The 25,905-nt window shown below is 45.9% G+C and carries 26 protein-coding genes and 1 other annotated feature; of the genes, 15 read left to right on the forward strand and 11 right to left on the reverse strand.

What is annotated here, in order from left to right:
• The first annotated feature begins 2 nt into the window (after positions 1-2).
• The 9 genes from V5P19_RS02245 to V5P19_RS02285 are packed head-to-tail and all read left to right on the forward strand — an operon-like array spanning position 3 to position 9,188.
• Positions 3-1,151 carry a LegC family aminotransferase gene (locus tag V5P19_RS02245; protein ID WP_334399728.1) on the forward strand — a complete coding sequence of 383 codons (1,149 nt, stop codon included), beginning with the start codon at positions 3-5 and terminating at the stop codon, positions 1,149-1,151.
• 11 nt (positions 1,152-1,162) lie between these two features.
• Positions 1,163-2,317, forward strand: a complete 1,155-nt coding sequence (gene neuC / locus V5P19_RS02250; RefSeq protein WP_334399730.1) for a UDP-N-acetylglucosamine 2-epimerase — start codon at positions 1,163-1,165, stop codon at positions 2,315-2,317.
• Between the two features lie 4 nt (positions 2,318-2,321).
• A complete protein-coding gene (gene neuB / locus V5P19_RS02255) occupies positions 2,322-3,398 on the forward strand; it encodes an N-acetylneuraminate synthase (RefSeq protein WP_334399731.1) in 1,077 nt (358 codons plus the stop codon).
• Positions 3,391-4,002: an acetyltransferase gene (locus V5P19_RS02260; RefSeq protein WP_334399732.1), complete on the forward strand. Its 612-nt coding sequence runs from the start codon at positions 3,391-3,393 to the stop codon at positions 4,000-4,002. The genes neuB and V5P19_RS02260 overlap by 8 nt, the downstream gene beginning before the upstream one ends.
• A gap of 33 nt (positions 4,003-4,035) precedes the next feature.
• Positions 4,036-5,094, forward strand: a complete 1,059-nt coding sequence (locus V5P19_RS02265; RefSeq protein ID WP_334399734.1) for a nucleotidyltransferase family protein — start codon at positions 4,036-4,038, stop codon at positions 5,092-5,094.
• Positions 5,094-5,783 (forward strand): acylneuraminate cytidylyltransferase family protein, encoded by a 690-nt coding sequence (locus tag V5P19_RS02270; protein WP_334399736.1) that lies wholly within the window; start codon positions 5,094-5,096, stop codon positions 5,781-5,783. The genes V5P19_RS02265 and V5P19_RS02270 overlap by 1 nt, the downstream gene beginning before the upstream one ends.
• Before the next feature lie 12 nt (positions 5,784-5,795).
• Positions 5,796-7,052 carry an oligosaccharide flippase family protein gene (locus tag V5P19_RS02275; RefSeq protein ID WP_334399738.1) on the forward strand — a complete coding sequence of 419 codons (1,257 nt, stop codon included), beginning with the start codon at positions 5,796-5,798 and terminating at the stop codon, positions 7,050-7,052.
• Positions 7,049-8,056 carry a glycosyltransferase family 52 gene (locus V5P19_RS02280; RefSeq protein ID WP_334399740.1) on the forward strand — a complete coding sequence of 336 codons (1,008 nt, stop codon included), beginning with the start codon at positions 7,049-7,051 and terminating at the stop codon, positions 8,054-8,056. Before V5P19_RS02275 ends, V5P19_RS02280 begins: the two co-directional genes overlap by 4 nt.
• Positions 8,007-9,188, forward strand: a complete 1,182-nt coding sequence (locus V5P19_RS02285) for a glycosyltransferase family 4 protein (RefSeq protein ID WP_334399743.1) — start codon at positions 8,007-8,009, stop codon at positions 9,186-9,188. The genes V5P19_RS02280 and V5P19_RS02285 overlap by 50 nt, the downstream gene beginning before the upstream one ends.
• 354 nt (positions 9,189-9,542) lie before the next feature.
• Here the strand turns inward: V5P19_RS02285 and V5P19_RS02290 are convergent, their stop codons facing one another.
• Positions 9,543-10,127 (reverse strand): hypothetical protein, encoded by a 585-nt coding sequence (locus V5P19_RS02290; RefSeq protein ID WP_334399745.1) that lies wholly within the window; start codon positions 10,125-10,127, stop codon positions 9,543-9,545.
• A 126-nt stretch (positions 10,128-10,253) separates the two neighbouring features.
• On the opposite strand from V5P19_RS02290, the gene V5P19_RS02295 reads away from it, so the two are divergent.
• The 3 genes from V5P19_RS02295 (at position 10,254) to ugd (ending at position 14,279) form a co-directional block, all read left to right on the forward strand.
• Entirely contained in the window at positions 10,254-11,330 is a 1,077-nt protein-coding gene (locus V5P19_RS02295) for a DUF1972 domain-containing protein (protein WP_334399747.1), read from the forward strand.
• 149 nt (positions 11,331-11,479) lie between these two features.
• Entirely contained in the window at positions 11,480-12,886 is a 1,407-nt protein-coding gene (gndA, locus tag V5P19_RS02300; RefSeq protein ID WP_334399749.1) for an NADP-dependent phosphogluconate dehydrogenase, read from the forward strand.
• Between the two features lie 226 nt (positions 12,887-13,112).
• Positions 13,113-14,279 (forward strand): UDP-glucose 6-dehydrogenase, encoded by a 1,167-nt coding sequence (gene ugd, locus V5P19_RS02305; RefSeq protein ID WP_334399751.1) that lies wholly within the window; start codon positions 13,113-13,115, stop codon positions 14,277-14,279.
• Positions 14,280-14,331: 52 nt separating this feature from the next.
• Here the strand turns inward: ugd and V5P19_RS02310 are convergent, their stop codons facing one another.
• Positions 14,332-15,336, reverse strand: a complete 1,005-nt coding sequence (locus V5P19_RS02310) for an NAD-dependent epimerase (protein WP_334399752.1) — start codon at positions 15,334-15,336, stop codon at positions 14,332-14,334.
• A gap of 192 nt (positions 15,337-15,528) precedes the next feature.
• Here V5P19_RS02310 and wzzB point away from each other — a divergent pair, with 192 nt between their 5' ends.
• The gene (gene wzzB, locus V5P19_RS02315) at positions 15,529-16,509 is read left to right on the forward strand and encodes an LPS O-antigen chain length determinant protein WzzB (protein WP_334399754.1); all 981 of its coding nucleotides are present in this window, start codon (positions 15,529-15,531) and stop codon (positions 16,507-16,509) included.
• A 39-nt stretch (positions 16,510-16,548) separates the two neighbouring features.
• Here the strand turns inward: wzzB and hisIE are convergent, their stop codons facing one another.
• The 9 genes from hisIE to hisL form a co-directional block, all read right to left on the reverse strand.
• On the reverse strand, positions 16,549-17,160 hold the full coding sequence (gene hisIE, locus V5P19_RS02320) for a bifunctional phosphoribosyl-AMP cyclohydrolase/phosphoribosyl-ATP diphosphatase HisIE (RefSeq protein WP_334399756.1): 612 nt from the start codon (positions 17,158-17,160) through the stop codon (positions 16,549-16,551).
• A complete protein-coding gene (gene hisF / locus V5P19_RS02325; RefSeq protein WP_334399758.1) occupies positions 17,154-17,930 on the reverse strand; it encodes an imidazole glycerol phosphate synthase subunit HisF in 777 nt (258 codons plus the stop codon). Before hisF ends, hisIE begins: the two co-directional genes overlap by 7 nt.
• Positions 17,912-18,649, reverse strand: a complete 738-nt coding sequence (gene hisA / locus V5P19_RS02330) for a 1-(5-phosphoribosyl)-5-[(5-phosphoribosylamino)methylideneamino]imidazole-4-carboxamide isomerase (RefSeq protein ID WP_334399760.1) — start codon at positions 18,647-18,649, stop codon at positions 17,912-17,914. Before hisA ends, hisF begins: the two co-directional genes overlap by 19 nt.
• Positions 18,649-19,239 (reverse strand): imidazole glycerol phosphate synthase subunit HisH, encoded by a 591-nt coding sequence (hisH, locus tag V5P19_RS02335; protein WP_334399762.1) that lies wholly within the window; start codon positions 19,237-19,239, stop codon positions 18,649-18,651. The genes hisA and hisH overlap by 1 nt, the downstream gene beginning before the upstream one ends.
• Positions 19,239-20,306, reverse strand: coding sequence for a bifunctional histidinol-phosphatase/imidazoleglycerol-phosphate dehydratase HisB (gene hisB / locus V5P19_RS02340; RefSeq protein ID WP_334399764.1), 1,068 nt, complete (start codon positions 20,304-20,306; stop codon positions 19,239-19,241). The genes hisH and hisB overlap by 1 nt, the downstream gene beginning before the upstream one ends.
• Complete coding sequence (gene hisC / locus V5P19_RS02345; RefSeq protein ID WP_334399766.1) at positions 20,303-21,364, reverse strand: histidinol-phosphate transaminase; 1,062 nt, start codon at positions 21,362-21,364, stop codon at positions 20,303-20,305. Before hisC ends, hisB begins: the two co-directional genes overlap by 4 nt.
• The gene (hisD, locus tag V5P19_RS02350; protein ID WP_334399768.1) at positions 21,361-22,665 is read right to left on the reverse strand and encodes a histidinol dehydrogenase; all 1,305 of its coding nucleotides are present in this window, start codon (positions 22,663-22,665) and stop codon (positions 21,361-21,363) included. Before hisD ends, hisC begins: the two co-directional genes overlap by 4 nt.
• A gap of 5 nt (positions 22,666-22,670) precedes the next feature.
• Positions 22,671-23,570 (reverse strand): ATP phosphoribosyltransferase, encoded by a 900-nt coding sequence (gene hisG, locus V5P19_RS02355; protein ID WP_263610217.1) that lies wholly within the window; start codon positions 23,568-23,570, stop codon positions 22,671-22,673.
• A 45-nt stretch (positions 23,571-23,615) separates the two neighbouring features.
• Positions 23,616-23,739, reverse strand: a sequence feature (His leader region).
• Entirely contained in the window at positions 23,715-23,765 is a 51-nt protein-coding gene (gene hisL / locus V5P19_RS02360) for a his operon leader peptide (protein ID WP_099516347.1), read from the reverse strand. It overlaps the preceding feature by 25 nt.
• A 175-nt stretch (positions 23,766-23,940) precedes the next feature.
• Between hisL and V5P19_RS02365 the strand changes: the two genes are divergently transcribed.
• Both V5P19_RS02365 and V5P19_RS02370 read left to right on the forward strand, forming a co-directional pair.
• Positions 23,941-24,765 (forward strand): SDR family oxidoreductase, encoded by an 825-nt coding sequence (locus V5P19_RS02365; RefSeq protein WP_334399775.1) that lies wholly within the window; start codon positions 23,941-23,943, stop codon positions 24,763-24,765.
• 41 nt (positions 24,766-24,806) lie between these two features.
• Positions 24,807-25,736, forward strand: a complete 930-nt coding sequence (locus tag V5P19_RS02370; protein WP_334399777.1) for a LysR substrate-binding domain-containing protein — start codon at positions 24,807-24,809, stop codon at positions 25,734-25,736.
• The last annotated feature ends 169 nt before the right edge of the window (positions 25,737-25,905 follow it).

Below are 25,905 nucleotides of genomic sequence, written 5' to 3' on the forward strand. Positions count from 1 at the left end.
ACATGAACGCTGATATCTTGGTAGATTTTATTAGAGACCTGTATAAAACGGATGATTTCATTCCTCTCCATGTGCCAACATTCATTGGAAATGAAAAGGCATATGTAGCAGATACAATTGAATCAAGTTTTGTTTCTAGCGTTGGGAAGTATGTGGATGAATTCGAGAAGAAAATCGAATCTTATACAAAAAGCCCAAGGGCAGTGGCGACAGTGAATGGTACCGCTGCGCTGCACGCAGCACTCTATCTTTCTGGAGTGCAACGAGGTGACTTGGTCATTACACAAGCATTAACTTTTGTCGCAACATGCAATGCCATATATCATTTAGGTGCAGAGCCTGTCTTCATCGATATATCACCTATTAGCATGGGCCTATGTCCAGTAGCGATGAGTAATTGGCTTGATGAAAATGCTGAGATCACTGAATCAGGTGCAATTCATCGGAAAACGGGTAAAAATATTCGAGCGGCAGTTCCGATGCATACTTTTGGTCATCCAGTTGAGTTAGATGAATTACTTAAAGTATGTCTTAAGTGGGGCATCACTTTAGTAGAAGATGCTGCAGAGAGCTTGGGTTCTTATTATAAAGATAGACATACTGGCACAATCGGAAAATATGGGTGTTTGAGTTTTAATGGTAACAAAATAATCACCACTGGCGGCGGTGGAATGATTTTATGTCATTCAGAAGAGGAGGGTAAAAGAACTAAGCATGTAACCACGACGGCGAAAATCCCTCATCCTTACGAGTTTAATCATGATGAACCAGGATTTAATTATCGGATGCCAAATATTAATGCCGCTCTTGGTTGTGCACAAATAGAAAATATTGATCTGTTCCTCTCTCAAAAAAGAGAACTTGCTAAAAAATATCAAGAATTTTTTGCTAAAAGCGAACTGAAATTTGTATCTGAGCCTGAATATGCACGTTCTAATTACTGGTTAAATGCGGTTATATGTGACACGAAAGAAACCAGAGAAAGGTTACTTAACGATATGAATCAGAAGGGGATAATGACCAGGCCTGTCTGGAAATTAATGCATCGTTTACCAATGTACAGCGAATGCATTCGTGATGAATTGACACAATCGGAAATTATCGAAGCGAGATTAATAAATCTTCCAAGTACCCCTATCAATACTTTGTAGGAAAATTTGGTATGCCAAAAAAAATTGCTGTCTTTACTGGTACAAGAGCTGAATATGGTCTGCTATATTGGTTAATGCAGGACATCAAAAATGATCCTACTCTTGAACTCCAGGTTTTGGTTAGCGGGATGCATTTGTCCCCTGAATTTGGCCTGACATGGCAGCAGATAGAAGAAGATGGTTTTAAAATTGATGAAAAAGTAGAAATCCTACTCTCTTCGGACAGTGCTGTTGGAGTGGTGAAGAGTATAGGGCTTGGTTTAATTGGATTTGCCGATGCACTAACCAGAATGAAACCTGATCTGATTATCATTCTGGGGGATCGATATGAAGCTTTTGCGGCAGCCCAGGCAGCAATGTTCTTAAGAATACCTATCTTTCATTTACATGGCGGTGAAATTACTGAAGGTGCATACGACGATGCGATTCGTCATGCCATAACTAAGCTTAGTTATCTGCATGGAGTTTCAACAGAAGAATATCGTACCCGAGTCATTCAATTAGGTGAGGAACCTAATAGAGTTTACAATGTCGGTGCGTTAGGCCTCGAACACCTTCATCGTACTAATCTACAAGGGTTAGCTGAATTAAGTAAATCATTAAATTTTGCGTTAGATTGTCCTTATTTTCTAGTTACATATCATCCTGTAACTCTTGCAGACGAATCACCAAAGTACTCTTTTGAGGCATTATTGGATGCACTTGATGAATTTAAAGAATACAAAATCATTATAACTTATCCAAATTCAGACGATGGTGGGCGGCAAATAATTCCAATCCTGGAGCAATATGCGAAGAACCAGGCGGGTAGAGTTTTTGCTATACCCTCCTTAGGGCAACTTCGCTACCTTTCTGCATTGAAGCATAGCACTATGGTAATTGGGAACTCTTCAAGTGGAATCATTGAAGCACCATCATTTGGTGTCCCAACTATAAATATTGGCTCTCGTCAAAATGGTAGATTGGCTGCTGACTCTGTCTTTAACTGCCTCCCAAATAAGAATGCTATTGTTGAGGCTATAAGAGCAGCCTGCCAGATGAAAGTTAAACTTAATTCTGTAAAAATTGATAATCCTTATGGGGAAGGTGATTCGAGCAAAAAAATTATTAATGCAATTAAAGCACTCGATTTTAATCCCATGAAAAAGTTTCACGATTTAGGATAACATTATGACCCTTATCATTGCAGAGGCCGGTGTAAATCACAATGGCCAGCGTGACCTTGCTTTTCGTTTGGTCGATGCGGCGCACGACGCCGGTGCCGATATAGTAAAGTTTCAAACCTTCAAATCGCAAAATCTCGTTACATCTAGTGCAGTTCAGGCTGAATATCAAGTGGCTAATACTAATAAAACTGAATCGCAGCTAGCCATGTTAAGTCGGTTAGAGTTATCTTATGAAGTTCATAAGGAACTAATTGACTATTGCAACCAGTTAGGCATTGAGTTTTTATCTACTGCATTTGATGAAGAAAGCTTAAACTTTTTGGTGAATGACTTAAACTTGAAGACGTTGAAAATACCTTCAGGAGAGATCACGAACGCTCCATTCGTATTATCGCATGCATTGACAGGCTGCAATATTATGTTGTCAACAGGAATGGCTACATTATCCGAAATTGAAGATGCTCTGGGTGTGCTTGCATTTGGATTTACTTCTGATGGTGATGTGGAACCGTCACGCTCAGAATTTCAGAAAGCATATTCATCGAATGCTGGGCAGCGTGCACTGAAAGAAAAGGTACGTATATTACATTGCACTACTGAATATCCTGCACCAATGAATGAAATAAATCTGAGGGCGATGGATTCTATGGCTTTAGCCTTTGGCTTACCGACAGGATATTCAGATCACAGTCAAGGTATTACTATTCCAGTTGCGGCTGTTGCAAGAGGGGCCGTTATAATAGAAAAGCATTTCACTCTCGATAAAAATATGGAAGGGCCTGATCATAAAGCGTCTCTTGAGCCAAACGAGCTTGCAGAAATGGTTAAAGCAATTAGAAACGTTGAATTAGCTTTAGGTGATGGAGTTAAAAGACCTACGGCTTCAGAGCAAAAGAATAAATCGATAGCGCGTCGAAGCATTGTTGCTACAAAAGATATCAGTTCGGGTTCTAATTTTAGTAGCGATAATATTGCTATCAAACGTCCCGGTGATGGTATTTCACCGTATGAATATTGGAATATGCAAGGGAAAACAGCAAAAAAAGATTATCGTGAAGGTGATAGAATCAGCAATGACTAAAACGATTGCTTTATTAGGTGGTGGGGGCCATGCCTCTGTTATTTCTGATATGTTACTCAAGCTTGGGTATAAAATAGAAGTTATAGTTGATAAACAGTTATCTCTAAATCGTGAAGTATTTAATGGTATACCCGTTATTTCTGATGATGTTTTTATTAGTAAATACTCACCCGAGGCAATAAAGGTAGTAAATGGTTTAGGCTTTGTGCCTGGGTCTCATATCAGAAAAGCGATATTTGAGAAATTAAAAACTATTGGGTTTGTATTTGAAACAGTTGTATCTAAAGACGCTATAGTTTCTTCGTACTCAGTATTAGGCGAAGGTGTACAGGTTTTACCTGGTGCAATAATTCAACCTGGCGTAAGACTTGGTGAAAATACCATTATCAATACAGGCGTTATCATTGAGCATGACTCAATTGTTGGTAATAACTGCCATATTTCACCTGGTGGGGTGCTGTGCGGTGGTGTTACTTGTGGCGATAATGTTTTTGTAGGCGCGAATGCGACTGTTATTCAAAACATCACTATCGGAGATGAAAGCATTATCGGTTCTGCAGTACTTGTCCGGAAAAACATTCTACCGAACTCTACCTTTTACTAAATATAATGATTGCTCGCTAGTCAGGGGGATACGATGAAAAAAAAATGGCAAAAAGTTCTTATATCACCAAATGAAAGTATTCGTAGTGCACTCAAAATAATCAATGACGAAGCCTTACGTATAGCCCTTGTTATCGATGCTGAAGGCCGGTTGCTTGGAGTACTAACCGATGGTGATATACGTCGTGGTATAATAAATAATATTGATCTAGACGAAAATGTCAGCTGCGTGATGAATAAATCACCCATTACAGCCACTGTAGAAACATCAAAATCTCAGTTAGTCCAATTAATGTCAAATCGATCTATACTAGCAATACCAATTATTGATTCTCTTACTAGGAAAGTAGTTGGTTTGGAAACTTATGAAACAAGTATTGAGAAGCCTAGCTACCAAAATCCTATTTTTATAATGGCGGGCGGGTTTGGGACTAGGCTAAAACCCTTAACTGATAATTGCCCAAAACCAATGCTTAAGGTTGGTGATAAACCAATTTTGGAAACACTTTTAACTCAGTTTATTTCCTCTGGGTTTGAGAATATATATATTTCAACGCATTATATGCCAGATTATATTTCAGACTATTTTGGCGACGGTTCTAAATGGGGTGTTAATATAACCTATATTTATGAGGCTGAGCCTTTAGGGACTGGCGGTGCCCTCGGGCTTTTACCTAAAAATATTGGCAATTTACCATTGATCATGATTAATGGTGACGTACTTACTACGCTTAATGTTGAGAAGCTTTTGCAATTTCATATTGAATCAAAATCAATTGCGACTATGTGTGTGCGGGAATATGAGTATCAAATCCCTTATGGGGTTGTTCGTGGCAAAGGGAATGTGATTACGGACATGGTCGAAAAGCCAATTCAGAAATTTTTTGTGAATGCAGGCATTTACGTTGTTAATCCAGAAATATATAAAAATGTTGGAGTAAATACTAAAATTGACATGCCAACATTATTAGAGCAACAAATAAAAAAGGATAAACAAGTAACAATGTTCCCAATCCATGAATACTGGTTGGATATTGGTCGCATGGATGATTTTAATAAAGCTCAACAAGATATCCAAGGGTTATACTTATAATGAAGAAAATAGCGATAATTCCTGCCAGAGGCGGTAGTAAAAGACTTCCAGGAAAGAATATTAAAAATCTTTGTGGGCGACCTCTGATTGAATGGACGATAGAAGCAGCCTTAAAATCTAAGCTATTCGATAGGATAATAGTTAGCACGGATTCTGATGAGATCCGTGAAATTTCTATACGAGCCGGAGCAGAGGTTCCTTACCTTCGTTCGCCTGAACTCGCATCTGATACGGCAACTACCAATGATGTTGTTACAGATATAGTAAAATGGCTAGAGGAAACTGGTGTCGTAGTTTCTACTATTATGATATTACAACCAACTTCACCTTTGCGAACCGAGACTGACATCGTTAATGCATTTGACTTGATGGTAGAAAAAAAAGCAAAGGCGATAGTCTCAGTATGCGAGGTCGAGCATCCTATTGAATATTGTAACGTTTTGGAAGATGATTTATCGATGGATAATTTTATTCCAGCAGCCAGTATCAAACGGACACAAGATCTTCCTACATATTATAGATTAAATGGCTCAATTTATTTATTTAATAGGGATTATGTCTCAAACATAAATACTATTTATAGTAAAGGGACCTTTGCTTATATAATGAACAGGTTTAATTCTATTGATATTGATGAGAAAATAGATTTTGAATTGGCTGAAATACTACTGTCTAAAAGAATTAATTAAAACAGGTATCCTATGTCTTTTCTAAAGAAATCATCAGCTTATTTGATTTCAAACATATTAAATGCATCTATACCATTTGTTCTTTTACCAATATTAACTCGATATCTTACGACATCTGAGTATGGAAAAATCGCTATTTTCCAAACAATTATTACAGGATTAGTGTCAGTTATTGCATTTAACACTCTAGGGGCTACCGCGCGGGTTTTTTTCGATAAAAAAGATAAAGATTATTTAAGGAATTACAACGGTGCTTGTTTTTATCTTTTGATTTTAAGTCTGGCAATCATTATTCCTTTAACTTTAATGTTTTCATCAGACCTGGAATATTTTACCGGGATAAATAAAAACTGGATTCTCGCTGCTATATTAATAAGTGGCATAAATTTCATTGTCCAATTTCGGCTTAACCAATGGCAAATTACTGAAAAAGCGATTTCATTTGGAATGTTGCAAATCGGACAAAGCCTTCTTTTTTTTATTTTTACATTGGCTTTCGTTGTGGTTCTTGGACGTCATGCAGAGGGACGAATTGAAGCTCAAATATATTCCATGATTATTATTTTAGTCATTGTTATTTTTCTCATCCAAAAAGATAAGTTATTAAGCTTTAAGAAAATACATAGAGGTATGTTCCTGGATGCGTTAAGTTTTAGTGTTCCTCTAATACCTCATGTTTTTGGCATGTATCTTATTAGTTCAGTCGACCGTTTTTTTATAAATGCTAAAATGGGTTCTGATCAGGCTGGTATATACATGGTTGCAATGCAATTAAGTATGGGAATGGTGATCGTTTTCGATGCAGTCAATAAAGCATTTATGCCCTGGCTTTTTAAGGAATTGAGCAATAGTGCATTTATTGAAAGGAAGCATATTGTTAGTAAAACGTATTATTATTTTATTTTATTAGTTTGTATAGGTGTTTTATCTTTCTTCATTTCACCTTATGTTTTAACCGTGGTTGCAGGCGAGAAATATAAAACAGGTCAATCAGTTATAGGCTGGTTATGCATAGGTCAGGTTTGTCTTGGCATGTATTTAATGGTAACTAATTATTTGTTTTACGCCAAAAAAACAGGACAGTTATCAGTTTTAACAATAGCCTGTGGAATATTTAATGTCATTCTTCTTATGTTATTAATTACTCCATTTGGTATAAAAGGCGTCGCGATTTCATTTGCTATCTCGATGTTTCTACGTTTTATAGGTACCTGGTTTCTTGCTTACAAAACAAAACTTGTACCGTGGGCTTTAGGGAATGTTAGATGATAAATAGTCGAGAATCGCAATTGCCAATAATTTGTGTTGTTAATAATATACATGGTCTTTTCATGTATTATCTTATAAAACCAGAAGATTTTAAAAAAACATCATTTATTGTTTCCGATGGCATTTCAAAAGATGTCCAGAGAAAGCTGCCTTCTTCAGTGTTATTTCCTTCATTCAATAATTATCCTAAATTTATAAGCCTATTGCTAAGGGCTGTTTATTATCATTATAAAAACTTTTGCCTTCATTTTAACATGAAAAAAAGTAAAGTGTATGGGCATGATCATCTATATTTTTCGCAGCTTTACATTAAGCGCAGCCATAGTTTCGTTTTAATTGAAGATGGATTGGCTAATTATGCATCTACAAAGCAAAATAGAAAATCTTTATTCAGGGAATATCTATTCGGTTCAAGTGGTCCTTTCTTTGGATGGAGCGATGATATAGATGAGGTTATTCTCTCTGGTATTGTTAATATACCAGAAGAAATCAGCAGCAAAGTAATGCAGATCGATATTACTAAAACTTGGAATAACCTATCATCTGTTCAGAAAAACTATTTCCTAGATCTCTTTTCTAATGAGACTTATATTCCACTTTCAAAAGTTGTTATTTTTACCCAACCATTTTCAGAAGATGGGATGATGTCCGAGATAGAAAAAATCGCGATTTATAAAATTCTTTATGAACATTATTGCAGCATCTATGATAAAAATGAAATTTGCATAAAATCCCACCCGCGAGAAAATACGGATTATTCTCGATATTTTGACTGTACTTTTATTAAATCAAAAATCCCTGGTCAGATCATGATTTTAATGGATCAGCCTGAGGTATTAGCAACAATTTATTCGAGCGTGGGTTTTGTAAAAGGTAATGCTCAGACACATGTATGGGGAACCTCTTTTAACGAATCTCTTTTGAAGAAAGCTGGTTACTTTGAAGGAAACTATAATGGATTTGAAAGAAATGAGAAAGATTGTTGTAATTCATCCTTTAGATGACAGTTATGGCGCAACGAAGATTTTATCTTATGTAATATCTATTTTATCAAATTCTTTTTTGATTGAAGTCTGGTTTAAAAAAGATAAAAAGTGTCTTGAAGAATTTCTGTCAAAACAATCAAGCAAAATTGAGAATATAAAATATCATAAAGTCGAAACTATTCCTGTTGTACATAGTAAAATTTTTACTGCAAAAGGTATATCTTCTCTTGTTAAGGATTTCATAAAATTTAGTTTTTATTTGCTCAAAAATAAAAATAATTATGATTTTTTTTACATTAACACCTATGCTGCAGGTATGGTTTCTTTTAGCTGTAAATTATCTCTTGTTAAAAATATAGTACATTGCCATGAAAATCAGAAACAAAAATTCTCAGGCAGAGCATTGGCTTTTCTAATAAAGAAGAGTGCGAATCAAATTTTTTGCGTATCCAATGTAGTTAAAGATTATGTAACTAATGGTGACGAGAATATATGTGCTACTGTAATAAAAAATGGTGTTCCAGATATTTTTGATGCTTCCATAGCCCAAAAGAAAATCAATCTAACCAACCCGAAATTCCTTATAGTAGGTAGAATAATGCCTGAAAAAGGATATTGGTTTTTAGCTGATGCTGTAAAGAAACTCACAAATAATGAAAACCAAAGTATATTAATTGATGCATACGGAGATGCACCACCTAATCGACCTTCATTACTCGACGATTTTCGACATTATCTTAAAGAAAATAATATAGAGAATAATATTAGATTACTTGGTTTCAGTGACTGTGCTGATCGTCAAATGTTCAACTATGACGTAGTTCTGGTTCCATCTGTTATGAGTGATCCTTTTCCAACTACAGTGTTGGAGGCAATGCGAGCAAAATGTGTAATAATTACTACTTCACATGGCGGAGCTGCAGAGATAGTTAGCAATAATTATAATGGGATACTCATTAATAAAGATGATAGTGACGCTTTCGCCGAAGTGTTAAAAAATATCTGCCAACAAAAAGTTGATACTGAACTTTTAGCTTCCCGAGCTAGAGAGTTTTATGCTACCAACCTAACTAAAGATATTTTCGAAAAGAATATTCTTAGTCATATTCACACTTTTATAAAAGATCATATCGATGAAAAGCATATTTAAAGCAGTGTTCTTATTATTGACTGCAATTTATCTCTTTTCAATGACATTCGATGGTGTGCTAATTCGACAAATGGTAACAGTCCTTTTTTTAGCATCTTCTCTAATGTTATTCATCTTTAACAGGACTTATTTCTCCCAAAACGTCATTTTTGGGCTCGCCATTATTTTGATTATATTTTCTGTTTCAGCTTTATTATCACCAAACGATGACTGGAAACTGAAGATCTACTTTATATTCTCTGGGATGGCATTTTTAGCCTTTTCATATGCATTGTATATTTTGGATTATAAGCGTTATTTTTTTCACTTTCTTCTCTTAGCGTGTGCGTTGATTATAATACGCCTTTTAATTGTTCATGATGAAAATCTAATTTTCTTTGAGGCTAGCAGAAATATTGTAGCCACCTTTGTAATTTTTCCCGTTGCTTGTAGTTTTTTGTTTACGTTACGAAATAGAAGTTTACTCCCCGTCGCAATTGTTACATTATTAATGTGCTTTTTATTGAAGGGAAGAACAGCTTTATTAATTTCCGCAGTGATATTGTGTGTTGCTCTATATAAGACCTTTGGCTTGAAAGGAATGCTGATTGTAGTTTTGATTTGCTCACCTTTTATAATGTATGTCGATTTCAGTTCTCTGAATGAAAGAATTGCTGATAATACAAATTTTTCCGAAGGATTAAAAACAACTAGAAGTGTTATATATGATGAGTATTTTTCTAATTTCGGTCTGACTGATCTTGTCCTGGGTCGATCATTCAATGGAATGGAGATAATTAATATATTAAATAACAACCCACATAACTCTTTTGTCTTAATACACTCATTATTTGGGTTGCTACCAGTATTAATGCTTTTAATTCTATTTATAGTCGTGACGTTTAAAACATTTTTACGATATGGCTTTATATGCTCTTTATTGTTCGCAATAATACCCATTAAAGCAATGACGGATAGTGTTTTATTTTTTAATTTGTTAGATGTTTTTTATATGTTCCCTATTATGCTGTTAATGAATGGAAAGCGATCAATTAATTCAATTGATTCGAAGAATGAAGGTTATAAATGAAAAAAATATCTATAATTGGTATTGTTGGTATTCCTGCCTCCTATGGTGGATTTGAGTCGCTTGTTGAAAACCTTACAAGGTTTTCTAGTGAAGATATTAACTACGAAGTCTTTTGTTCATCAAAACAACTTACGACACGTTTAGAACACCACAATGGCGCTAAATTAAAATATATTCCACTAAAAGCCAATGGAATTCAAAGTATTGCATATGATATGGTTTCAATAATGCAAACCCTGAAAGCCAAACCAGATGTGATACTTGTTCTCGGTGTTTCCGGTGCTGTTATTTTCCCTTTTTTCAAACTTTTTAGCCGAAGTAAAATTATTACAAATATTGATGGGTTGGAGTGGAGGAGAGAAAAGTGGGGGCGGTTCGCACGTTTATTTTTGAAATTTTCTGAATACATAGCCATTAAATTTTCTGATATAATTATTACCGATAATCAAGCTTTGTCGGATTATGTTTATAGTAAATATAAGCTGCAAAGTGAAGTTATTGCATATGGCGGTGATCACGCAGTAAATGTTGGTGAAATTTCAACCTCCACTGGGGTTGATAAATTACTCATTGGCGATGAAGATTTTTTTCTCAGCATCTGTCGGATAGAACCTGAGAATAATATACACCTCATTCTTGATTCCTTTACGAAAATTCAAAAGAAGATTAAATTCATTGGCAATTGGAATTCGAGCGAATATGGACGTGAGCTCGTTAAGAAATATAGCCACTTTTCAAATATCGAGCTAATCAATCCAATTTATGATATAAATCTTCTCTATCAAATTAGAATGTCTTGTGCTGGCTATCTTCATGGACATTCTGCTGGAGGTACTAATCCTTCCCTAGTTGAAGCAATGCACTTTGGCAAACCTATATATGCATATGATTGCAGCTTCAACCGTTTCACAACTGAAGGACAAGCTTTCTACTTTACTGATAGCGATAACCTTGTACAACTTTTGAATGATCAAAAGCTTAAAATTTCTGATAATGCAGCTGCAATGCAAGAAATTGCAGAACGCAGATATACTTGGCAGATTATCTCCAAGCAGTATGAAAGCTTGTATTAAGATGTTCAGTGTTTCATAAAGCATTGATAAAAATTAAAATAATTTAAAGAGCATCTTCCACTACCTTTCACCTCATATCCTGAGTTAACATCATAGATACATTCAAGCCACGTATTTTTCGTGGTGACCACACCTGACAGGAGTATGTAATGTCCAAGCAACAGATCGGCGTTGTCGGTATGGCAGTGATGGGGCGCAACCTGGCGCTCAACATCGAAAGCCGTGGTTATACCGTCTCCGTTTTCAACCGCTCTCGTGAAAAAACCGAAGAAGTGATTGCCGAAAACCCTGGCAAGAAACTGGTTCCTTTCTATACGGTTAAAGAGTTCGTTGAGTCCCTGGAAACGCCTCGTCGTATCCTGTTAATGGTGAAAGCGGGCGCGGGTACCGATGCTGCTATCGATTCCCTAAAACCTTATCTTGATAAAGGCGACATCATCATTGATGGTGGTAATACCTTCTATCACGACACCATCCGTCGTAACCGTGAACTGTCTGCTGAAGGCTTCAACTTCATCGGTACCGGTGTGTCCGGTGGTGAAGAGGGTGCCCTGAAAGGTCCATCGATCATGCCTGGCGGCCAGAAAGAAGCGTATGAGCTGGTCGCACCTATCCTGACCAAAATTGCTGCCGTTGCTGAAGACGGCGAGCCGTGCGTAACCTATATTGGTGCTGACGGTGCGGGTCACTACGTGAAGATGGTTCACAACGGTATCGAGTACGGCGACATGCAGCTGATTGCGGAAGCCTACTCCCTGCTGAAAGGTGGCCTGAATCTCTCCAATGAAGAACTTGCTGAAACCTTTACTGAGTGGAACAAAGGCGAGCTGAACAGCTATCTGATCGACATCACCAAGGATATCTTCACTAAGAAAGATGAAGAGGGTAAATATCTGGTCGATGTGATTCTGGATGAGGCTGCCAACAAAGGTACCGGTAAATGGACCAGCCAAAGCTCGCTGGACCTCGGTGAGCCGCTGTCTCTGATCACCGAATCCGTATTTGCACGCTATATCTCTTCTCTGAAAGAGCAGCGTGTTGCCGCCTCTAAAGTGCTTTCTGGCCCACAGGCTAAACCAGCTGGTGAAAAAGCGGAGTTCGTTGAGAAAGTTCGTCGGGCGTTATACTTGGGTAAAATCGTATCTTATGCGCAAGGTTTCTCTCAGCTGCGTGCGGCTTCAGACGAGAATAACTGGGATCTGAACTACGGCGAAATCGCGAAGATCTTCCGTGCGGGCTGCATCATTCGCGCTCAGTTCCTGCAGAAAATTACCGATGCCTACGCTGAAAATGCAGGCATTGCAAACCTGCTGCTGGCACCGTACTTCAAGAAAATTGCGGATGAATACCAGCAGGCGCTCCGTGACGTGGTTGCCTACGCTGTACAGAACGGTATCCCGGTTCCAACCTTCTCTGCAGCAGTTGCGTACTACGACAGCTACCGTGCTGCCGTTCTGCCTGCAAATTTGATTCAGGCTCAGCGCGACTACTTTGGTGCACATACTTATAAACGTACTGACAAAGAAGGTGTGTTCCACACCGAATGGCTGGACTGATTAGTCTGCGCCAATTTATTTAAACCCGGAGTACTTCTCCGGGTTTTTTTTGTCCAAAAAATGATGAATGTTATTCGAAGTAGTCTGAATGTTTCCGCAATCGCTAGGGTTTTACCCGCTTCGCCTTGACAGTTCTGTTGGCAAGGGGGTACAAAGCCCAACAGTTATGTTTATCGCGATGGTCAGGCGGCCATCTGTCCAGTTAACTCACAGAAGTCATTAGCGAATGAAAATAACAATCTCCGGAACAGGCTATGTTGGTCTATCAAACGGCATTCTGATCGCACAACACCATGAAGTGGTCGCGCTGGATATCATTCAGGCCAAAGTCGATATGCTTAATCAGAAGAAGTCCCCGATTGTTGACACAGAGATCCAGGACTATCTGTCAAACAAACCGCTGAACTTCCGTGCTACCACGGACAAAGAAGATGCGTACCGCAATGCGGATTATGTCATCATTGCCACACCAACCGATTACGACCCGAAAACTAACTACTTCAATACCTCTACGGTTGAAGCCGTTATTAAAGACGTGGTAGCGATTAACCCTAACGCAGTGATGATCATCAAATCGACCATTCCTGTGGGCTTTACGCAATCGATCAAAGAAGAGTTGGGTATTGATAATGTCTTCTTCTCGCCAGAGTTTCTGCGCGAGGGCAGGGCGTTATACGATAACCTGCATCCTTCACGTATTGTCATCGGCGAGCGCTCTGAGCGTGCAGAACGTTTTGCTGCGCTGTTGCAGGAAGGCGCAATCAAGAAAGAAATCCCGGTACTGTTCACTGATTCTACTGAAGCTGAGGCGATTAAGCTTTTCGCAAACACCTACCTGGCAATGCGCGTTGCTTACTTTAACGAGCTGGACAGCTACGCAGAAAGTCTGGGCCTGAATACCCGCCAAATTATTGAAGGTGTTTGTTTAGACCCCCGTATCGGTAACCACTACAACAACCCATCCTTTGGTTACGGCGGTTACTGCCTGCCAAAAGATACCAAGCAGCTGCTGGCAAACTATCAGGCGGTGCCAAACAACCTGATCTCTGCAATCGTTGATGCTAACCGCACGCGCAAAGACTTTATCTCTGATTCCATCCTGGCGCGCCAGCCGAAGGTGGTGGGTGTGTATCGCCTCATCATGAAGAGCGGCTCTGATAACTTCCGTGCCTCCTCCATTCAGGGGATCATGAAGCGTATTAAGGCGAAAGGCGTGCAGGTCATTATCTATGAACCCGCGATGCAGGAAGACGAGTTCTTCCATTCTCGCGTCGTTCGCGATCTGGATGCCTTCAAGAAAGAGGCGGATGTGATCATTTCGAATCGCATGGCCGAAGAGCTGGCGGATGTACAGGCTAAAGTCTACACCCGCGATCTGTTTGGTAGTGACTGATCATCAGCCTCTGTCTATTAAAAAACCCGGCGAATTCGCCGGGTTTTTAGTTTTAAACCTTGTAGAAATTCCGGTACCAGTCGACGAAGTTTTTTACCCCATCCTTCACCGTGGTCTGCGGCTTAAAGCCGATTACCTCATACAGTGCTTTGGTATTCGCGCTGGTCTCCAGCACGTCACCCGGTTGGATAGGCATCATATTTTTCTCTGCTTTTGTGCCCAAAGCCTCTTCAAGCGCAGTAATGTAATCCATCAATTCAACAGGGGAGCTGTTGCCGATGTTGTAAACGCGATACGGCGCAGAGCTGGTGGCGGGTGAACCGGTCTCAACGCTCCAGTTTGCGTCAGCCTGTGGAATCACGTCCTGCAGGCGGATAATGGCTTCGGCGATGTCATCGATGTATGTGAAGTCACGCTTCATCTTGCCGTAGTTATACACGTCGATGCTTTTACCTTCGATCATCGCTTTCGTAAACTTGAACAGCGCCATGTCCGGGCGTCCCCAAGGGCCATACACGGTAAAGAAGCGCAGCCCAGTCGTTGGCAGGTTATACAGATGCGAATAGGTGTGCGACATCAGCTCATTGGCTTTTTTGGTCGCCGCGTACAAAGATACCGGGTGATCCACGGAGTCATCAGTGGAGAAGGGCATCTTGCGGTTCAAGCCGTACACAGAGCTGGAAGACGCATACAGCAGATGCTGAACGTTATTGTGGCGGCAGCCTTCCAGCACGTTAAGATGACCGACCAGGTTCGCCTCCGCATAGGCATGCGGATTGTCCAGCGAATAGCGAACGCCAGCCTGCGCGGCCAGATGGATCACGCGCTCAAACTTCTCGTTGGCGAATAACGCAGCAATGCCTTCGCGATCGGCCAAATCAATCTTATTGAAAGTGAAATTGTCGGATTTGAGCAGGTCCAGCCTTGCCAGCTTAAGGTTGACGTCATAGTAGTCATTCAGATTATCAATACCGATAACCTGATGCCCGGCATCAAGCAGTCGCTTGCTAACATGTGCGCCGATAAAGCCTGCTGCACCCGTAACCAAAAATTTCATATTGTTCCTCTTAACGCTCCGTTCCTGTTGATGCTCCACGGCATCAGAATGTGGCTATGATAGCGCGTCGCATCTAAGTTACATAACCCATCTTTCCGATATAACTCATCGGATTCTTATAGAAAAATCCGTAGCAACAGATACACTATGTGAACATGATTATTTTTGCCCTTTTGATCTGTTAGGGATTGTATGACACAAAACAACAATAACCTGGTCACGCGCAGTAATGACCCGGAGCAAATTGATTTACTTGATTTAGTGCTGCAACTGTGGCGTGGGAAGTGGGTAATTGGAACGTTTGTTGCTGTCTTTATCGTACTTGCTGGCGTTTATATTACTGTTGCAAAAGAAAAGTGGACCTCGTCCGCAATCATTGCCCAGCCTGATGCGGCGCAGATTGCCACATACGCTAACGCATTGAATATCCTCTATGGTGGTTCTGCACCTTCAATGCTAGACATTCAGTCACGTGCCATTGGTCGTTTCAATTCCTCATTTTCAGCATTAGCCGAGGCGCTTGAAAACCAGGATATCCCAGAAAAGCTAACCATTGACTCTACTGTTAAAGGGCAAGCTTTTCCATTAACCGTCAGTTATGTGGCCGAATCCGCAGAAGCCGCACAAAAGCAGCTTGCACAGTACATCCAGCAGGTCGACGAGCAAACCGCAAAAGAGCTGACGCTTGACCTCAGAGACAACATCAAACAACAGATCACAACCCTGAACGACTCCCTGGAAAACCAGGAGAAAGTGTCTCAGGAGCAGAAAGATCTGCGCATCAAGCAGATCACCGAGGCGCTGAAGAACGCCGAAGCGGCAAAAATTACTACGCCGCAGATCCAACAAACGCAGGACGTGACCCAGGAAACGATGTTCCTGCTGGGTAGCGAAGCCCTGAAATCGATGATTGATAATGAAGCCTCGCGTCCGCTGGTCTTCTCAGGGGCTTATTATCAGACCAAGCAGAACTTGCTGGATATCCAGAACCTGGACGTAAATCCAGAGACTATCCACGTATATCGTTACGTGATGAAGCCGAATCTGCCTATCCGTCGCGATAGCCCGAAAAAAGCCATCACACTGATTCTTGCCGTACTGCTGGGCGGGATTATCGGTTCTGGTGTGGTGCTGGGCCGCAATGCGCTGCGCAACTACAAGCCAAAAGCCTGATTGGCAGACAAAAAAAGACCGGGTTTCCCCGGTCTTTTTTTATTTATGCCGCTTACGTAAATTCTCTATCACCGCCGTTAAATCCAGCTCCTGATCCTGCAGCAGCACCAGCAGGTGATACATCAGATCCGACGCCTCGTTAGTTAGCTCGTCCCGGTCATTCACCGTGGCTGCCAGCGCGGTTTCAACGCCTTCTTCACCAACTTTTTGCGCGATACGCTTGGTCCCGCTCGCGTACAGCTTTGCGGTATACGAACTTTCAGGGTCAGCCGTTTTACGCTCGGCCAGAAGTTGCTCAAGCTGGTAAAGGAACAGCCACTGGTGGCTCGCATCACCAAAGCAGCTGCTGGTGCCTTTATGGCAGGTTGGGCCAATCGGGTTGGCCAGCACCAGCAGAGTGTCGTTATCGCAGTCCGGCGTAATGCTCACCACGTTCAGGAAATGACCCGACGTTTCACCTTTGGTCCACAGACGCTGCTTGGTGCGTGAGAAAAAGGTCACCTTACCGCTGTCGAGGGTTTTTGCCAGTGCGTCCTGGTTCATGTAACCCAGCATCAGCACTTCGCCCGAAACGGCATGTTGTACAACCACCGGCAATAATCCGTCCGTTTTTTCCCAGTCCAGCTGCGCCTGTTGTTGCTCTGTTAACATACCCTGATCTCCACGCCCTGGCCTGCCAGGTACGTTTTTAACTCGCCAATATTGATAATCTGTTTATGGAATACGGAGGCCGCCAGCGCGCCGTCGACGTTGGCAACGCGGAAGGCATCGAGGAAGTGTTCCATGGTGCCCGCGCCGCCGGAGGCGATCAGCGGCACGTTGCACACCGCGCGCACTTTCTTCAGCTGCTCCAGGTCGTAACCGTTACGCACGCCGTCCTGGTTCATCATGTTCAGGACGATTTCGCCCGCACCGCGTTTCTGTACTTCCTGCACCCAGTCCAGCGTCTCCCATTGGGTCACGCGGGTACGGTTCTCGTCGCCGGTGTACTGATTGACGTGGTACTTGCCGGTGGCATCGTCAAACCAGGTGTCGATACCGACCACAATACACTGCACGCCAAAGCGATCGGCCAGGCGAGTGATGAGTTCCGGGTCCGCCAGCGCGGGGGAGTTAATCGAAATCTTGTCGGCACCAAAAGAGAGAATTTTTGCTGCGTCTTCGGCCGATTTAATCCCGCCCGCCACGCAGAATGGAATATCAATCACTTCTGCTACGCGCGCCACCCAGCTTTTATCCACGACGCGTCCGTCGCTGGACGCGGTGATATCGTAAAAGACCAGTTCGTCTGCGCCTTCCTCGGCATAGCGTTTGGCCAGCGGGACGATGTCGCCAATGATCTCATGGTTGCGGAACTGCACGCCTTTCACCACCTGGCCGTCGCGTACGTCCAGGCAAGGGATTATCCGTTTTGCCAGCATTGAATCGCCTCCGTCACAGTAAATTTTTCTTCCAGTAAGGCTCGGCCCACAATCACACCCTGCACGCCGGTACCGCGCAGCGCGGCGATATCGGCTAAATCACCTATTCCGCCGGAGGACTGAAAGGCCACCTGCGGATAACGCGCGCAGACTTCTTCATAAAGCGAGACGTTAGAGCCAGCCAGCGTCCCGTCGCGGGAGATATCCGTGCACAGCACGTGCTTCAGGCCAACGGGCAGATACATTTCCACCAGCGCCTCCAGCGTCACGCCGGAGTTTTCCTGCCAGCCGCTAACGGCAACCTGCTTGTTACCCTGTTCATCAATGCGAACGTCCAGCGCCAGCACCAGCGCATCGGCGCCGAAGCGGCGGAACCAGCCCTTTACCGTATCAGGATCTTTCACGGCGGTAGAGCCGACCACCACGCGCGCCACGCCCGCGTCCAGCAGGGCGGCAACATCGTCTTCCGTACGCACGCCGCCGCCAACCTGCACAGGAACATCCACGCCGGCAACCAGCTTTTTGAGCAGAGGGATCTGGCGTTTCGCCGGATCTTTCGCGCCGGTCAGGTCGACCAGGTGCAGCACCTCCGCGCCCTGCGCGGCGTAGTCCTGCAGGCGCGGCAGCGGGTCATTGCCGTAGTCGCGCTGCTGGGCGTAATCGCCCTGGTGGAGACGAACAACCGTGCCGTCGATTAAGTCTAAAGCGGGAATAATCATCACATCTCCAGGTAGTTTTTCAGCAACTGCGCGCCTGCCGCGCCAGAGCGTTCCGGGTGAAACTGCACGCCGTAAAAGTTATCTTTCTGTACCGCGGCGGTGAAGGCCTCGCCGTAATTGCACTGGGCAATGGTGTTTGCGTTCACCGGCATGGCGTAGCTATGCACGAAGTAAAAATACGCGCCGTCTTCGATCCCGCGAAACAGCCTGTCTCCCGCTTTGGCGTAAACGCGGTTCCAGCCCATGTGTGGCAGCGGCAGGCCGTGGTCGGTCATTTTTGGCACGTCTTCGTCAATAATCCCCAGCAGGTCAACGCCGTTGTTCTCTTCGCTGCGACGACCGAGAATCTGCATCCCTAAGCAAATCCCCAGTACCGGTTGCGTACAGGCTTTGATCAGTTCAACCAGTTCACGCTCGTGAATTTGATCCATTGCGGCCTGTGCGGTACCCACGCCCGGCAGGAAGAGTTTGTCCGCACGCAAGACCACGTCCGGATCGCGGCTCACCGTCGGCTCATAGCCGTGGCGGGCAATGGCCGATTTCACGGAGTTCAGGTTGGCGCATCCGGTATCCAGAATCACCACGTTCATTACAACACTCCTTTCGATGAGGGGAGAGCGTCACCTTCCACACGAATTGCCTGACGCAGGGTGCGGCCAAAGGCTTTGAACAGGCTTTCCACGCGGTGGTGGTCGTTCTTACCTTTAGTTTTCAGGTGCAGCGTCAGGCCCATGGTGTAGGAAAGCGAACGGAAGAAGTGCTCCACCATTTCGGTGCTGAGATCGCCCACGCGCTGGTAGGTAAAGTCGGCTTTATATTCCAGATGCGGGCGCCCGGAGATATCCATCGCGCAGCGCGCCAGGCATTCGTCCATCGGCAGGACAAAGCCAAAGCGGTTGATGCCGCGCTTGTCGCCCAGCGCCAGCTTCAGCGCTTCGCCCAGCGCCAGGCCGGTATCTTCGACGGTGTGGTGATCGTCAATGTAAAGATCGCCTTTGACCGCGATTTCCATGCGGAAGCCGCCGTGGGTGGCGATTTGATCCAGCATGTGGTCGAAGAACCCCACGCCGGTGTGGATCTTGCTGCTGCCTTCACGGTCCAGCCAGACCTTAACGTCGATTTGCGTCTCTTTGGTATTACGCTCAACGTGCGAGTAGCGGTCGCGCAGGGTCAGTTGCTCGCCAATCTTCGTCCAGTTGAGGTCGTCACGGTTATAGCGCAGCCCGGCGATGCCCATGTTTTCGGCGAGCGTGATGTCGGTCATCCGGTCTCCGATCACATAGCTGTTGGCTTTATCTAACGCTTCTTCAGCCAGATAGCGCTCAACCAGCTTCACTTTGGGCTTACGGCAATCGCACTCGTCTGCTGGCAGGTGCGGACAGATCAGCACTTCATCAAACGCCACACCCTGTGAGGTGAGCACCTGCATCATCAGGTTGTGCGGGCCATCAAAATCCACCTGCGGGAAGCTGTCAGTGCCCAGTCCGTCCTGGTTGGTGATCATCACCAGCTTAAAGCCCGCCTTCTGCAGCTTGAGCAGTACCGGGATGACGTCGGGTTCAAAAGCCAGTTTGTCGAAACGATCGACCTGAAAATCGGTAGGTGGCTCCGAAATGATAGTGCCGTCGCGATCGATAAAGAGATACTTCTGACTCATACTTTCTCCGCTTTCAGGGCGTCAATAACGCGCTGGCTCTCTGCACGGGTGCCCACGGTAATACGCAGGCAGCCGCTTAAGGATGGTTGTTTATTTTGGTCTCGTAAGATAATGCCCTGATCCCATAAAGATTTAAACACAGCGCTGGAGGCGGTAAAGCGCACCAGGATGTAGTTGGTTTCAGAGTCGAACACGTGCTCTACGCAAGGAATCGCCTTCAGGGCGGTGACCAAATACTGACGTTCCTCGAGGATCTGCGCCACGCGCTCGCGCATCGCGTTGATGCCCTGCGGTGCCAGCGCCTGCGCAGCAATGTCGGCCACCGGCGTTGAAAGCGGATAGGGTGCGATCACCTTCAGCAGCAGGTCGATGACGTCTTTATTGGCCAGGGTAAACCCGCAGCGCAGTCCGGCCAGGGCGAACGCTTTCGACAGCGTACGCAACACCACCAGGTGAGGATACTCTTCGATCCAGCCTGCCAGCGTGGCCTGCGGGCAAAACTCAATATAGGCTTCGTCGGCCACTACCAGCGCCTTGCCGCGCGTCATTTCCAGCAGCGTGCGGATATCCTGCGGATTAACGATCTGCCCGGTCGGGTTGTTCGGGCTGCAGACAAACACAACTTTTACGCCGTCGAGATTATCGGCAATACCCTGCAGATCCAGCTGCCAGTCTTCCAGCGCAAGCACGTTGCGGCAGGCCACGCCAAAGGTTTCAGCACTGACGCTGTACATCCCGTAGGTGGGTTGACAGTACATCACGGCATCTTTACCCGGCTCGCAGAAGGCGCGGATCAGCAGCTCGATGCCTTCATCTGCGCCACGGCTGACCAGCACCTGCTCAGGTTTAACGCCCGCGTACTGCGCATAGTTTTCGATCACCGCTTTGGGCTGACACTCGGGATAGCGGTTCAGCGTTTGCTGCGACAGCTCAAACTGCACCGCCGTGGGGAATTCGTTGGCGTTCAGCCAGACGTCACCGTTACCGCCCAGACGGCGAGCAGACTGATATGGCGTCAGTCGACGGACATTTTCGCGGGCTAATTCTTCAATGCTCATGCTTGCTCCTTCAGGGCGGCAACGCGCAGCGTCACGGCGTTTTTGTGGGCAGTCAGGCGTTCTGCGGCGGCCAGTATCTCTATGGTGGATGCCAGTGCGGCAAATCCTTCGCGGGACAGTTCCTGCACGGTCATGCGTTTTTGAAAATCGGCCAGGCCGAGGCTGGAGCAGGTTGAGGTATATCCGTACGTCGGCAGCACGTGGTTGGTACCGGAGGCGTAATCGCCCGCAGATTCCGGTGACCAGTCACCCAGGAAAACCGACCCCGCGCTGGTGATGCTGTCGACCAGGTCGCGTGCATTACGGGTCTGAATAATCAGGTGCTCGGGGCCATACTGATTAGAAATGGCGATGCACTGGTCAAGATCGCGCGCCACAATCAGGCGGCTGGCGGATAACGCCTGGCGTGCCGTTTCTGCGCGAGGCAGGTCGGCAAGCTGACGCTCCACGGCTTCGCCCACGCGTTTCGCCATATCGGCGTCGGGGGTCAGCAAAATCACCTGTGAATCGGGGCCGTGTTCCGCCTGAGATAACAGGTCGGACGCCACGAAGTCCGGCGTTGCGCCGCTGTCGGCAATCACTAGCACTTCAGACGGGCCGGCAGGCATGTCAATGGCCGCGCCGTCCAGACGCTGGCTGACCTGGCGCTTGGCTTCGGTCACCCAGGCATTGCCCGGGCCAAAAATTTTGTCGACCTTAGGAATGGACTGCGTGCCAAAGGCCAGAGCGGAAATCGCCTGCGCGCCGCCCACGTTAAATACCTCCTGCACGCCGCAGAGTTTTGCCGCATACAGAATTTCATCGGCAATCGGCGGCGGGGAGCAAAGCACCACTTTCTGACAGCCGGCGATGCGCGCCGGGGTCGCCAGCATTAATACGGTGGAGAACAGCGGGGCGGAACCGCCGGGAATATAGAGCCCCACTGACGCGACAGGGCGCGTGACCTGCTGACAGCGCACGCCGGGCAGGGTTTCTACATCCACGGTCTGCAGTTTTTGCGCCGTGTGGAAGGTATCGATGTTCTTCACCGCGACGGCCATCGCCTGTTTAATCTCATCACCGAGACGGCTTTCCGCCTCGGCAATTTCCTGCTCGGTAACCCTTAGCGCGCCGACCTCGGTTTTATCGAACTTCGCGCTGTACTCGCGCAGCGCGTCGTCTCCGCGGGCTTTTACGTTATCGAGGATCTCGGCGACCGTGCGGGTGATGCTCTCAGAGGCTGAGATCGCCGGGCGCGTCAGCAGCGCGCGTTGCTGCTGCTCGTTGTAACTGTTCCAGTCGATGATTGTGTTAAAACTCATGGTCGTTACTCCATCATCTTCTCAATTGGCAGCACCAGGATGGAGCTTGCACCCAACGCCTTCAGTTTTTCCATGGTTTCCCAGAACAGGGTTTCGCTGCTGACCATGTGCATCGCCACACGCTGCTGATCGCCTGCCAGCGGTAGAATAGTCGGGCGCTCGGCGCCTGGCAGCAGAGCGATAACTTCATCCAGACGCTCCGTTGGCGCGTGCATCATGATGTATTTGGATTCACGTGCCTGAATGACGCCCTGAATACGGGTCAGCAATCTGTCAATCAGCTGTTGCTTAGCATCGGCCATCTCGCCATCGCGCTGGATAAGACAGGCTTTGGAGCGGTAAATGACTTCCACTTCGCGCAGGCCGTTGGCTTCCAGCGTCGCGCCGGTTGAGACGAGGTCACAGATGGCATCGGCCAGACCCGCTCGCGGGGCAACTTCAACAGAACCGTTCAGCAGGCAGGATTTGAACTGCACGCCTTTCTGATCCAGGTAACGCTTTAACAGGTGAGGGTAGGAGGTCGCGATACGTTTACCGTTCAGGGCTGCCGGGCCATCCCAGGCTTCATCGGCAGGCGTGGCCAGCGACAGACGGCAGCCGCCGAAATCCAGACGACGCAGCGTAAAGTAGCGCGGGTCTTCACCCTGGGCACGGCGAGTCAGCAGCTCTTCTTCCAGTACGTTTTCGCCAATGATGCCGAGGTCGACAACGCCATCCATTACCAGGCCGGGGATATCGTCATCACGTACGCGCAGAATGTCGATGGGCATATTTTCAGCCAGAGCAATCAGGCGCTGGGTGTGCAGGTTGATTTTGATCCCGCAGCGGGCCAGCAGTTCGCGTGAATCGTCACTCAAACGGCCTGATTTCTGAATAGCTATGCGTAAACGTGAGTTATCTAACATTCTTTATTCCTCGTTAACCTGTTTTAACCTGTCTGAATACGATCCAAAAAAAAGCCCCCGGAAGATGATCTTCCGGGGGCTTTCTCTTGCGTTCTCGCACCACTGGAAGATCCAAACGTCTTCCAGCACACATCGCCTGAAAGACTAGTCAGGATGATGGTGATGATGGTGGTTTTTAAATGGAACGCGTGTCATATGAATTCTCTTTGAATGCTTATGCATTTGATGTCTTTTAACCTAAACCACTTGTACGCCTGAAAGCAAGGGCTTTTTATGATCATTAATTCATTTCATATTGATGCTATGAATTGTGTGTTCCGCAGTGCTGGCGTAGCCTTAGTATAAACGTGTTAATGCATGGAGAATTTGCATGAAAAAGGTCGCGATTGTCGGTTTAGGATGGCTGGGAATGCCGCTGGCGATGTCATTAGCCGCGAAAGGCTGGCAGGTGACCGGGAGCAAAACCACGTCGGATGGGGTAGAGGCCGCACGCATGTGTGGAATCGAAGGCGTTGAACTGCGCCTTGAGCCTGAGCTGGTGTGTGACGCAGATGACCTGGACGCATTAATGGACGTTGATGCGCTGGTGATTACGTTACCTGCGCGCCGCAGTGGACCGGGAGACGCCTTCTACCTGCAGGCGATGCAGGAAATTGTCGATAGCGCGCTGGCGCATCATATCCCACGCATCATTTTCACCAGTTCTACCTCGGTTTATGGCGACGCAGAGGGGACGGTGAAGGAGAGCAGCGAGCGTCGGCCGGTGACCGCCAGCGGTCGCGTGCTGAAAGAATTGGAAGACTGGCTGCATCATCTGCCGGGTACCCAGGTGGACATTTTGCGCCTGGCGGGACTGGTGGGGCCGGGCAGACACCCAGGACGCTTCTTCGCCGGGAAATCTGCCCCGGACGGGCAGCATGGCGTGAATCTGGTTCATCTTGAAGATGTTATTGGCGCGATTGAACTACTCTTACAGGCTCCAAAAGGCGGGCACATCTATAATATATGTGCGCCTTCACATCCTGCGCGCAGTACGTTCTACCCGCTGATGGCTCGTCAACTGGGTCTTGCGCCGCCCGTGTTCGGCGATGCAAAAGGTGAAGGGAAAGGCAAAATTGTTGATGGCAACCGTATTTGTCATGAACTGGGATTTGAGTATCAGTATCCCGACCCGCTGGTGATGCCCATGGAATAACGCCATCAGCGAAGACAATCGCGCACCGCGAGGGGGCGAACATGAAACCGCTGCTGGATGTACTTATTATTCTGGATGCGCTGGAAAAAGAGGGGAGCTTTGCGGCAGCGTCAGCAAAGCTCTATAAAACCCCCTCTGCGCTGAGCTACACCGTTCATAAGCTCGAAAGCGATCTCAATATCCAGATCCTCGACCGCTCCGGCCACCGAGCGCGTTTTACCCGTACGGGGCAAATGCTGCTGGAAAAAGGGCGCGAAGTGCTTCACTCCGTTCGCGAGCTGGAAAAACAGGCCATTAAGCTTCATCAGGGCTGGGAAAACCAGCTGGTGATAGGCGTTGACGATACCTTTCCCTTTTCACTCCTCGCGCCGCTGATTGAGGCGTTTTATCAGCATCACAGCGTGACCCGTCTGGTCTTCATCAATGGTGTGCTGGGGGGATCCTGGGATGCCTTAACGCAGGGGCGAGCGGATATCATCGTCGGTGCGCTGCGTGAGCCGCCCCAGCTGAGTGAATTTGGCTTTGCCCGGCTTGGCGTTCTGGAGCAGGTATTTGCCGTCGCCCCCCATCATCCGCTGGCGAACGAGCCGGAGCCGATTAATCGGCGGACGTTAAGGGGTTATCGTGCGATTGTCGTGGGCGATAGCTCCCTTCCCGAGTGCGCGGTCTCTTCGCAACTGCTTGATGAGCAAGAGGCGATCACCGTTTTCGACTTCAAAACCAAGCTGGAGCTACAAATCAGTGGGTTGGGCTGCGGCTATGTTCCTCGCTATCTGGCGCAACGCTTTCTAGATAGCGGCGCGCTTGTTGAAAAACAGGTTCTTGCGCAAAATGGCAATGAGTCGGTTTGGGTGGGCTGGAATGAACAAACCGCCGGGCTTGCCAGCGCCTGGTGGCGAGACGAAATTTTAGCAAATAGTGCTATCGCCGCCGTCTATACTCAGGAGGATGCCGAGAAATCAACCTGTTAGTAAATTTAATTTATTCTCGGGTTTCTCAATCTATTGCCTTTTGTATCTGGAATAGGGCAAAATGCCGCCGCTGCAAACAAATGAATAATCGACGATATAAAAGGCGTCGGTTATTTTTTTTTGCATGTACGAAACGAAACTAAAAAACCAAGAGGCCGGGCTTCGTACC

Source organism: Enterobacter sp. UNJFSC 003 (assembly GCF_036903355.1).
Lineage (GTDB): Bacteria > Pseudomonadota > Gammaproteobacteria > Enterobacterales > Enterobacteriaceae > Enterobacter.

Bases quoted from the DNA above. Each gene is read 5' to 3' on its own strand.
- hisF (WP_334399758.1), bottom strand. From the start codon at position 17,930: ATGCTGGCAAAACGGATAATCCCTTGCCTGGACGTACGCGACGGCCAG.
- gndA (WP_334399749.1), top strand. From the start codon at position 11,480: ATGTCCAAGCAACAGATCGGCGTTGTCGGTATGGCAGTGATGGGGCGC.
- hisA (WP_334399760.1), bottom strand. From the start codon at position 18,649: ATGATTATTCCCGCTTTAGACTTAATCGACGGCACGGTTGTTCGTCTC.
- hisH (WP_334399762.1), bottom strand. From the start codon at position 19,239: ATGAACGTGGTGATTCTGGATACCGGATGCGCCAACCTGAACTCCGTG.
- neuB (WP_334399731.1), top strand. From the start codon at position 2,322: ATGACCCTTATCATTGCAGAGGCCGGTGTAAATCACAATGGCCAGCGT.
- V5P19_RS02310 (WP_334399752.1), bottom strand. From the start codon at position 15,336: ATGAAATTTTTGGTTACGGGTGCAGCAGGCTTTATCGGCGCACATGTT.
- V5P19_RS02265 (WP_334399734.1), top strand. From the start codon at position 4,036: ATGAAAAAAAAATGGCAAAAAGTTCTTATATCACCAAATGAAAGTATT.
- V5P19_RS02295 (WP_334399747.1), top strand. From the start codon at position 10,254: ATGAAAAAAATATCTATAATTGGTATTGTTGGTATTCCTGCCTCCTAT.
- neuC (WP_334399730.1), top strand. From the start codon at position 1,163: ATGCCAAAAAAAATTGCTGTCTTTACTGGTACAAGAGCTGAATATGGT.
- V5P19_RS02290 (WP_334399745.1), bottom strand. From the start codon at position 10,127: ATGGGTATTATTGCGAACAATAAAGAGCATATAAAGCCATATCGTAAA.
- V5P19_RS02245 (WP_334399728.1), top strand. From the start codon at position 3: ATGAACGCTGATATCTTGGTAGATTTTATTAGAGACCTGTATAAAACG.
- V5P19_RS02275 (WP_334399738.1), top strand. From the start codon at position 5,796: ATGTCTTTTCTAAAGAAATCATCAGCTTATTTGATTTCAAACATATTA.
- hisD (WP_334399768.1), bottom strand. From the start codon at position 22,665: ATGAGTTTTAACACAATCATCGACTGGAACAGTTACAACGAGCAGCAG.
- V5P19_RS02280 (WP_334399740.1), top strand. From the start codon at position 7,049: ATGATAAATAGTCGAGAATCGCAATTGCCAATAATTTGTGTTGTTAAT.
- V5P19_RS02370 (WP_334399777.1), top strand. From the start codon at position 24,807: ATGAAACCGCTGCTGGATGTACTTATTATTCTGGATGCGCTGGAAAAA.
- wzzB (WP_334399754.1), top strand. From the start codon at position 15,529: ATGACACAAAACAACAATAACCTGGTCACGCGCAGTAATGACCCGGAG.
- hisG (WP_263610217.1), bottom strand. From the start codon at position 23,570: ATGTTAGATAACTCACGTTTACGCATAGCTATTCAGAAATCAGGCCGT.
- V5P19_RS02260 (WP_334399732.1), top strand. From the start codon at position 3,391: ATGACTAAAACGATTGCTTTATTAGGTGGTGGGGGCCATGCCTCTGTT.
- V5P19_RS02365 (WP_334399775.1), top strand. From the start codon at position 23,941: ATGAAAAAGGTCGCGATTGTCGGTTTAGGATGGCTGGGAATGCCGCTG.
- V5P19_RS02285 (WP_334399743.1), top strand. From the start codon at position 8,007: ATGGATTTGAAAGAAATGAGAAAGATTGTTGTAATTCATCCTTTAGAT.
- hisB (WP_334399764.1), bottom strand. From the start codon at position 20,306: ATGAGTCAGAAGTATCTCTTTATCGATCGCGACGGCACTATCATTTCG.
- ugd (WP_334399751.1), top strand. From the start codon at position 13,113: ATGAAAATAACAATCTCCGGAACAGGCTATGTTGGTCTATCAAACGGC.
- hisC (WP_334399766.1), bottom strand. From the start codon at position 21,364: ATGAGCATTGAAGAATTAGCCCGCGAAAATGTCCGTCGACTGACGCCA.
- V5P19_RS02270 (WP_334399736.1), top strand. From the start codon at position 5,094: ATGAAGAAAATAGCGATAATTCCTGCCAGAGGCGGTAGTAAAAGACTT.
- hisIE (WP_334399756.1), bottom strand. From the start codon at position 17,160: ATGTTAACAGAGCAACAACAGGCGCAGCTGGACTGGGAAAAAACGGAC.